Origin of the sequence: Frankia gtarii, from assembly GCF_025403375.1 — a bacterium.
GTDB lineage: Bacteria > Actinomycetota > Actinomycetes > Frankiales > Frankiaceae > Frankia > Frankia gtarii.
In genome coordinates, this window is record NZ_JAMPTM010000295.1 from 1 (window position 1) to 8097 (window position 8097).

Below are 8097 nucleotides of genomic sequence, written 5' to 3' on the forward strand. Positions count from 1 at the left end.
GCCCAGCCCCGGCCGCTCACCCGGCGGTGGCGCGGATGTGCCCTCCTCCGAGCACCCGGTCGCCGTCGTAGAGCACGACGGCCTGACCGGCCGCCGTCCCACGCACCGGGGCGGCGAGGGTGACGACGAGGTCGTCGCCGCGAGCCTCGGCCTGCGCGGCCACGACCCCGCCGTGCGCCCGGACCTGGGCCTGGCAGGACACCGTGCCCTCGTGCGGCCAGACCGCCCGGTCGGCGACCAGCCGGCGGATGTCGAGCTCCTCCGCCGGGCCGACGGTGACCGTCGAGGTCACCGGGGAGATGTCGAGGACGTAGCGGGGGCGGCCGTCCGGCGCCGGCTGGCCCAGGCGCAGCCCGCGGCGCTGACCGACGGTGAAGGCGAAGGTCCCGTCATGCTCGCCGAGCGTCTGCCCGGTCCGGGAGTCGACGATGGGGCCGGGCCGGGAGCCGATCCGCTGCCGCAGCCAACCGCCCGTGTCGCCGCTGGAGATGAAGCAGATGTCGTGACTGTCCGGCTTGTCGGCGACGGCCAGGCCGCGTTCGGCCGCCTCCCGGCGCACCTGCGCCTTGGTGGAGTCCCCCAGCGGGAAGCGCGCCGCGCCGAGCTGCTCGGGCCGCAACGTGCCCAGCACGTAGGACTGGTCCTTGGCCGGGTCGACGGAACGGCGCAGCGTGCCGTCCGGGTCGAGACGGGCGTGATGGCCGGTGACCACCGCATCGAAGCCGAGGGCGAGCGCCCGGTCCAGCACCGCGGCGAACTTGATCCGCTCGTTGCAGCGCACGCACGGATTGGGGGTGCGTCCCGCCGCGTAGGACTCCACGAACTGCTCGATGACCTCGGTCTCGAACCGCTCGGCGAGGTCCCACACGTAGAACGGGATGCCCAGCACATCCGCGGCGCGCCGCGCGTCGCGGGCGTCCTCCAGCGTGCAGCAGCCGCGGGCGCCGGTCCGGTCCGACTCGGGCGATCGGGACAGGGCCAGATGGACACCGGTGACGTCGTGCCCGGCGTCGACCGCCCGCGCGGCTGCGACGGCGGAGTCGACCCCACCGGACATGGCGGCGAGCACCCTCATCAGACCTGCACCTCTCACAACCCTTCCGGCGGCCCCGCGCCTCTGGTACGGATCAGGCGCCGGTCATTCCGGCGAGCGCACCCGCGCGACTCGCCCGTTCCACCACCGGCCCGATTGCCTCGACAAGCGCATCCACGTCAGCCGCGCACGACGTGTGGCCCAGCGAGAAGCGCAGCGACCCCCGAGCATGCTCCTCGCTGGCCCCCATCGCCAGCAACACGTGCGAGGGCCGGGCTACTCCCGCCGAGCAGGCCGAACCGGTCGAGCATTCGATGCCGCGCGCGTCGAGCAGCATCAGCAGCGAGTCGCCCTCGCAGCCGGGGAACGTCAGATGGGTGTTGCCGGGCAGCCGCTGCGAGCCGCTCAGCCCGGCGCCGTTGAGCACCGCGCCGGGCACCTTCTCCTGGACTCGGCGGACGAGCCTGTCGCGCAGCGCGGCCAGCCGGACGCTCTCACGCGGCGCCTGGGCGCAGGCGGTCGACGCTGCCGCCGCGAACGCCGCGACCCCGGCGGTGTTCAGCGTCCCGGAGCGGATGTCGCGTTCCTGGCCGCCGCCATGGGTCAACGGCTCCAGCGCGAGGCCGCGGCGCACGACCAGCGCGCCGACCCCGACCGGCCCGCCGATCTTGTGGGCGCTGATGGTGATGGCGTCGGGCCCGTCCTCGCCGACCGTGACGGGGATCTGGCCGAACGCCTGCACCGCGTCGGTGTGGAACGGCACCCCGTGCCGGTGTGCGACGGCGGCCAGCTCGGCGACCGGCTCGACCGTGCCGACCTCGCTGTTCGCCCACATCACCGAGACCAGGGCCACCGCGGCGGGATCACGCTCGATGGCGGCGGCGAGGGTGTCCGGGTGGACCGTGCCGGCGGCGTCGACGGCGAGCAGCTCCACCTCGGCGCCCTGCTCGGCACCCAGCCACTGCACGGTATCCAGCACCGCCCGGTGCTCCACCGCGCTGACCAGCACCCGCCGCCGAGCGGGTTCGACCCGCCGCCGCGCCCAGTACAGGCCCTTGAGCGCGAGGTTGTCACCCTCCGTGCCGCCACCGGTGAACACCACGTCGGACGGCCGGGCGCCCAACACGCCGGCCAGTGTCTCGCGCGACTCCTCGACGATGCGCCGCGCCCGGCGGCCGCTGGCATGCAACGACGAGGCATTGCCGGTGTCGGCGAGCACCGCGGCGTACGCGGCGAGCGCTTCCGGTCGCATCGGCGTCGTCGCCGCGTGGTCGAGGTAGGTCACACGTTAGAGGGTAGCCGCGCGCGGCCAGGGGGCGTCGCCGCGCCGATCACACCGCCCGCCCGCCGGCGTCGCAGGCGGGCCGGCAATGTCGGGGCCAGCGGCTCGAAGTTGCCCCCCAGCAGGCAGCCGAACCAGACGCCGGCGCAGTAGGCGGCGTCGTCAGCGACGCGCAGGAGCAGGTACGGCGCCAGGCCGACCGCCGGGCGCGCCACCCACCAGTCATGCACCAGCGGCAGCACCGCCGCGGCCAGGACCAGGTGGCCGGGCGTGCCGGCGCAGGCCAGCAGGGGCAGCCAGGTGCGCCGGGACGTCTCAGCGGCGGCGAGCAGGGCGTGACGACGCCCACGCACGGTCAGGCCCAGCGCGGCGCGGCCGGGACGATCGGTGCGACCCAGCCGGCGGGCGAGGCGCACGGTGGTCAGCGCCACAGAGCCCGCGGCCAGGGCGCCGACCGCGACCGCGCCGACGCGGTCCCGGCGGGTGGCCAGCAGGCCCACCACTGCCACCGCACTCGCCGCCCCGCGGGCCGGTCGCAGCAGTCCGGGATGGCGCCGGGCGAGCTCCGCCGACGACGAACCGTAGCCGTGGCGCTGGTGCGCCCACGCCCGCCAGGACGACCGGGGATCGTGGTGCACCACCGCCGCCGGCTCGTAGCGGACACTGTGGCCGGCGCCGACGAGCCGCCACACCAGGTCGACGTCCTCACCGAAGCGCAGCGCCGGGTCGAACTCGGCGTGCGCCCGTCGGATGACCAGCGCCGCCGACGGAACGTACGACACCCGGCTCCCGGGACGCACCGTCGCCGGCCATGGCCCGAGATCGAGCGGGGAGCGGCCCGCCTCGTAGCGCTCCCGCAGACCGCCGCGCGACCCCGACTGCACCGGGGAGGCGACCCGCGGCGCCGCGGCGACGACCGCCGGGTCCCCCAGGTGAGCCACGAGACGGTCGAGCCAGCCGGCGGTGGGCCGCACGTCGCAGTCACAGAAGACGATCACCTCGGTGCGAGCGGCCCGCGCGCCGCTGATCCGGGCCGCGGCGGGGCCCCGGGACCGGTCATGCCGAATCACCCGGGCGCCGGCCGCGGTGGCCTCGGCCGAGGTGGCATCCCGGGAGCCGTCGTCGACGACGACGACCTCGGCGCACTGCCCGCGCAGCGCGTCGACCAGCGCGCCGACACGCCCAGCCCCGTCCCGGACCGGGATGACCGCGGTGACCGCATTCCCCGGCGTCGCCTGGCAGGGCGGCAGCGGATGGACGAGCCCGGCGTCGACGAGCCGACGCGCCAGCAGCCCCGCTCCGGGTCCGGCCGCGCCGACCGTGGCGCCCCCGCGCAGCGCCGCGAACACCCGCGCACCCGGAGCGGACAACGCCATCAGCCGCATCGGCGACCCGCCGAGCAGCACGATCCCGCCGGCGGCCGCCGCGGCGGGCGCCAGGATCGTGAGGCCGGGATCGCAGTGCACCCGGAACGCGGCCGGCAGCGGGGCCGCCACCGGTTCAGAAATCACCGGCCGCCCGACGCAGGTCGGTAAGCAGGTCGATGAGCGTCCGCACGCCCCCGTCCCCCAGACCGGGGTCGGCGAAGACGGTGTCGTTGAGCTTCTCCGTCGCGGCGAGCGCCGTCGCCCGCCCCTCCTCGGTGATCTCGGCGAGGATCGCCCGGCGATCGGTGGGGTGCGGGGTGCGGCGTACCTGGCCGCGCGCCTCCAACCGGTCGACCGCGCTGGTGATGCTGGTCGGATGGACCTGAAGCCGGCTGCCGATCTTGTTCAGCGGGAGGGAGCCCCGGCGGGAGAACAGCAGCAGCATGAGCAGCTCGTACCGGGCGAAGGTCAGATCGAGCGGGCGCAGGACCTCGTCGACCCGAGCGAGCATGATCTGCTGGGCGCGCATCAACGATGTGACCGCCGCCATCCCGTCCGCCACCGCACCCCAGCCGTGCGCGGACCAGTGCCGATGGGCCTCCGCAATGGGATCGGTGGGCAACGGTTTGGGGGTGGCCACGGCTTGGACGCTCCTGCGCTTCAGGGGAAGGTCTGCACCCGACCGGCGGGCCGGGGACCGCCCCGATGACGGCCAGCGTCCATTGCACCCCAGGACGCCACGCGCTGGCAAAGATTCATGCGTACGCGGTGATTACGGGTCGCCACGTTGAGCCCACTCTGCGACGCCACCCGGTCGCAGGAATTTTAGACATTGCGCCGATACTGACCGCCGACGTCGAAGAACGCCTGGGTGATCTGACCGAGCGAGCAGACCCGGACCGCCTTCATCAACACCGCAAACGTGTTTCCGGTGCCGGCGGCGACTGCGCGGAGCTCGGCCAGCGCGGCCTCGGCTTCGGCGGCGTGCCGGCGCTGGAAGTCGGTCAGTCGGGTGAGCTGGGAACGCTTCTCGTCCTCGGTCGCTCGGGCCAGCTCCAGAGGGCCGGCGGCGTCCGCGGTGGCGGCGGCGCGCTCCGGGGCGAGGAAGGTGTTGACCCCCACTATCGGCAGCGTGCCGTCGTGTTTACGGCTCTCGTAGAGCATCGACTCGTCCTGGATCCGGCCGCGTTGATAACCAGTCTCCATCGCGCCCAGCACGCCGCCGCGGTCGCTGATCCGCGCGAACTCGGTGAGCACGGCTTCCTCGACCAGATCGGTCAGTTCATCAACGATGAACGACCCCTGCAAGGGGTTCTCGTTGGCGGCGAGTCCCCATTCCTGATCAATGATCATCTGTATGGCGAGGGCTCGACGCACCGAGCCCTCGGTGGGCGTGGTGACGGCCTCGTCGTAGGCATTGGTGTGCAGGCTGTTGCAGTTGTCGTAGATCGCGCACAGCGCCTGGAGGGTGGTACGGACATCGTTGAACGCCATTTCCTGGGCGTGCAGTGACCGACCGGAGGTCTGCACGTGGTATTTGAGTAGCTGTGAGCGAGGGGCGGCGCCGTAGCGCTCGCGCATCGCCACCGCCCAGATCCGCCGCGCCACCCGCCCGATGACCGTGTACTCCGCGTCCATCCCGTTGGAGAAGAAGAACGACAGGTTCGGTGCGAAGTCGTCGATCCGCATTCCCCGAGCGAGATACGCCTCGACGTAGGTGAAACCGTTGGCCAGCGTGAAGGCGAGCTGCGTGATGGGGTTCGCACCGGCCTCGGCGATGTGATAACCGGAGATCGAGACGGAGTAGAAGTTGCGCACGTTCCGCTCGATGAACCATTCCTGCACGTCGGCCATCGCCCGCAGGGCGAACTCGGTGGAGAAGATGCAGGTGTTCTGCCCCTGGTCTTCCTTGAGGATGTCGGCCTGCACTGTGCCCCGCACGGTGGCGAGTGCGTCGGCGGTGACCTGAGCGGCTTCGTCGTCGCTCGGCTCGCGGCCGTGTTCGGCGAGGAACGCCGCCAGCCGCTGGTCGATCGCGGTGGTCAGGAACATCGCGAGAATGGCGGGCGCCGGGCCGTTGATCGTCATGGAGACACTGGTCGCCGGGTCACCGAGGTCGAACCCGTCGAAGAGGACCGACATGTCGTCGAGGGTGGCGATCGACACCCCCGAGGTGCCGACCTTGCCATAGACGTCCGGTCGGGGGGCCGGGTCGCGACCATACAGGGTGACCGAGTCGAAGGCCGTGGACAGCCGGGTCGCCGGCGACCCGGCGGACAGCAGGTGGAAGCGCCGGTTCGTCCGGAACGCGTCGCCCTCCCCGGCGAACATCCGCGCCGGCGCCTCCCCGGCACGCTTGAAGGGGAACACCCCCGCGGTGAACGGGAAATACCCTGGTAGGTTCTCCCGACGCAGGAACCGCAGCAGTCGGGCGTCGTCGTCGATGGCCGGCACCGCGACGCGGGAAACCTGGCTGCCGGCGAGGGTGGTACGTCGCAGTGGCGTGCTGATTTCGGTGCCGCGCACCGTGTACGACAGCTGCTCCCCCTGCCGCTCGGCCACGATCGCCGGCCACCGCACCAACAGTTCCTTCGCCCACAGCGCCAGGGCCCCGTCGGCCTCGTCGCGCAGGGCAGTCAGGCCGGTCAGGGCGGTCGGCTCCGCGGATGCCGCGCCCAACGCGTCGAGCGCGGTGGTCAGATGCTCGCGGCGGCGAGCCAGCTGCGCCTGCCGTTCTGTCTCGGCGTGGTATTCACGAACAGTCTCGGCGATCTCGGCCAGGTAGCGCGACCGGGACGGGGGGATGATGGTGGTCAGCCCGGTGGAGACGCGTACCTCGACGGCGGGCAGGGCGCCGGGCCGAACCGGCAGGCCGCCCTCGCGCAACAGTCCGAGCAGGTACTGATAGAGGGCGGTGACGCCGTCGTCCTGGAAGCGCGCGGCTGAGGTGCCGAAGACCGGCATGTCCGCCCAGGAGCGATCGAAGGCCTCCCGGTTGCGCACGAGCTGGCGGGCGACGTCACGCCGGGCGTCCTCGGCGCCGCGGCGTTCGAACTTGTTCACCGCGACCACGTCGGCGAAGTCAAGCATGTCAATCTTCTCGAGCTGCGAGGCCGCACCGTACTCCGGCGTCATCACGTAAAGAGAGACGTCGCAGAAGGGCACGATCGCCGCGTCGCCCTGCCCGATCCCGGGTGTCTCCACGATGATCAGGTCGTATCCGGCCGCCCGGCAGGCCGCTATCGCCCCCGGCACCGAGGGCGGAACCTCGCTGCCCGCCGACCGGGTGGCCAGGGATCGGAAGAAGATCCGCCCGAAGCTGGCGTCTCCCAAAGCGTTCATCCGGATCCGATCGCCGAGCAGCGCCCCGCCACCGCGTCGTCGGCTCGGGTCGACGGCGAGCACGGCGATGCGCAGCGCGTCGCCCTGGTCGAGCCGAAAGCGGCACAGCAGTTCGTCGGTCAGCGAGGACTTCCCGGAGCCGCCGGTGCCGGTGATGCCGAGCACAGGCACGGTCGGCCGCCGACCGGCCTCCTCCCGCAGCGCTGCGGCGAGCTCGTCGTCCCGGCCGGCCTCGAGGACGGTGATCGCCCGAGCGAGCGCGCCCTGCTCGCCGGCGATCACCTCTTCCAGCTTCGGACCGTCCGCGGCGAGATCGACGTCGCAGGCCGACACGATCGTGTTGATCATGCGGGCCAGGCCCATCGCCTGGCCGTCCTGCGGGGAGAAGATCCGGGCGACGCCGCGGGACCGCAGCAGCTCGATCTCCGCGGGCACGATCACTCCGCCGCCTCCGCCGTAGACCTGAATGTCACCCGCGCCCAGTTCCCGCAGCCGCTCGACCAGATAGCTGAAGTACTCGACATGCCCGCCCTGGTAGGAGGACAGCGCAATGCCCTGAGCGTCCTCCTGGATCGCTGCCGTCGCCACCTCCTCGACGCTGCGGTCGTGGCCGAGATGGATGACCTCAGCCCCCTGGGCCTGAAGCAGCCGCCGCATGATGTTGATCGCGGCATCGTGCCCATCGAACAGCGCGGCCGCCGTGACGATGCGCACCGGGTGAACAGGGACGTGGAGACCTGCCGTGAGACCTGCCGTCTCCTGCTGGGCGGTGGATGGCATCGGAGCGGCTCCCGGGAGGACGGACGAGCCTGCAGGCCCGCAGAGTTAAGTCCTTCTGGCTTCCGATAGTAGGACGTCCATTCGACTGGTGCCACCTGTGCCACCGCTGCCCGGAGCACTGGATGGCGATCCGGGTCTCGAGCCCGGGGCAGCCTCGGAGGATCGAACGGCGACCGGAACCGATCGCGCCACACGCCGCCTCGAGCCCTGCACCGCAGAAATACCCCAACGCACAAAACAAGCGTGGGGTTGCCTTAAAAAGGCAACCCCACACTTTGTATAAGTCCGGCGGC

General features: G+C 72.2%; 5 protein-coding genes. All 5 read right to left on the reverse strand.

The features are described 5' to 3' along the window. Positions 1–16: 16 nt before the first annotated feature. The gene (mnmA, locus tag NBZ83_RS27360) at positions 17–1075 is read right to left on the reverse strand and encodes a tRNA 2-thiouridine(34) synthase MnmA (RefSeq protein WP_261568295.1); all 1059 of its coding nucleotides are present in this window, start codon (positions 1073–1075) and stop codon (positions 17–19) included. Between the two features lie 52 nt (positions 1076–1127). Continuing rightward, complete coding sequence (locus NBZ83_RS27365) at positions 1128–2318, reverse strand: cysteine desulfurase family protein (RefSeq protein WP_261576069.1); 1191 nt, start codon at positions 2316–2318, stop codon at positions 1128–1130. Continuing rightward, positions 2315–3826: a mycofactocin biosynthesis glycosyltransferase MftF gene (gene mftF, locus NBZ83_RS27370; protein ID WP_261576070.1), complete on the reverse strand. Its 1512-nt coding sequence runs from the start codon at positions 3824–3826 to the stop codon at positions 2315–2317. Before mftF ends, NBZ83_RS27365 begins: the two co-directional genes overlap by 4 nt. Beyond that, the gene (locus tag NBZ83_RS27375; RefSeq protein ID WP_261568298.1) at positions 3816–4322 is read right to left on the reverse strand and encodes a MarR family winged helix-turn-helix transcriptional regulator; all 507 of its coding nucleotides are present in this window, start codon (positions 4320–4322) and stop codon (positions 3816–3818) included. The genes mftF and NBZ83_RS27375 overlap by 11 nt, the downstream gene beginning before the upstream one ends. A 185-nt stretch (positions 4323–4507) precedes the next feature. Then, a complete protein-coding gene (gene icmF, locus NBZ83_RS27380) occupies positions 4508–7804 on the reverse strand; it encodes a fused isobutyryl-CoA mutase/GTPase IcmF (protein WP_261576071.1) in 3297 nt (1098 codons plus the stop codon). Between the last annotated feature and the right edge of the window lie 293 nt (positions 7805–8097).

Coding starts and splice junctions, on each gene's coding strand:
- icmF (WP_261576071.1), bottom strand. CDS start 7,804: ATGCCATCCACCGCCCAGCAGGAGACGGCAGGTCTCACGGCAGGTCTC.
- mnmA (WP_261568295.1), bottom strand. CDS start 1,075: ATGAGGGTGCTCGCCGCCATGTCCGGTGGGGTCGACTCCGCCGTCGCA.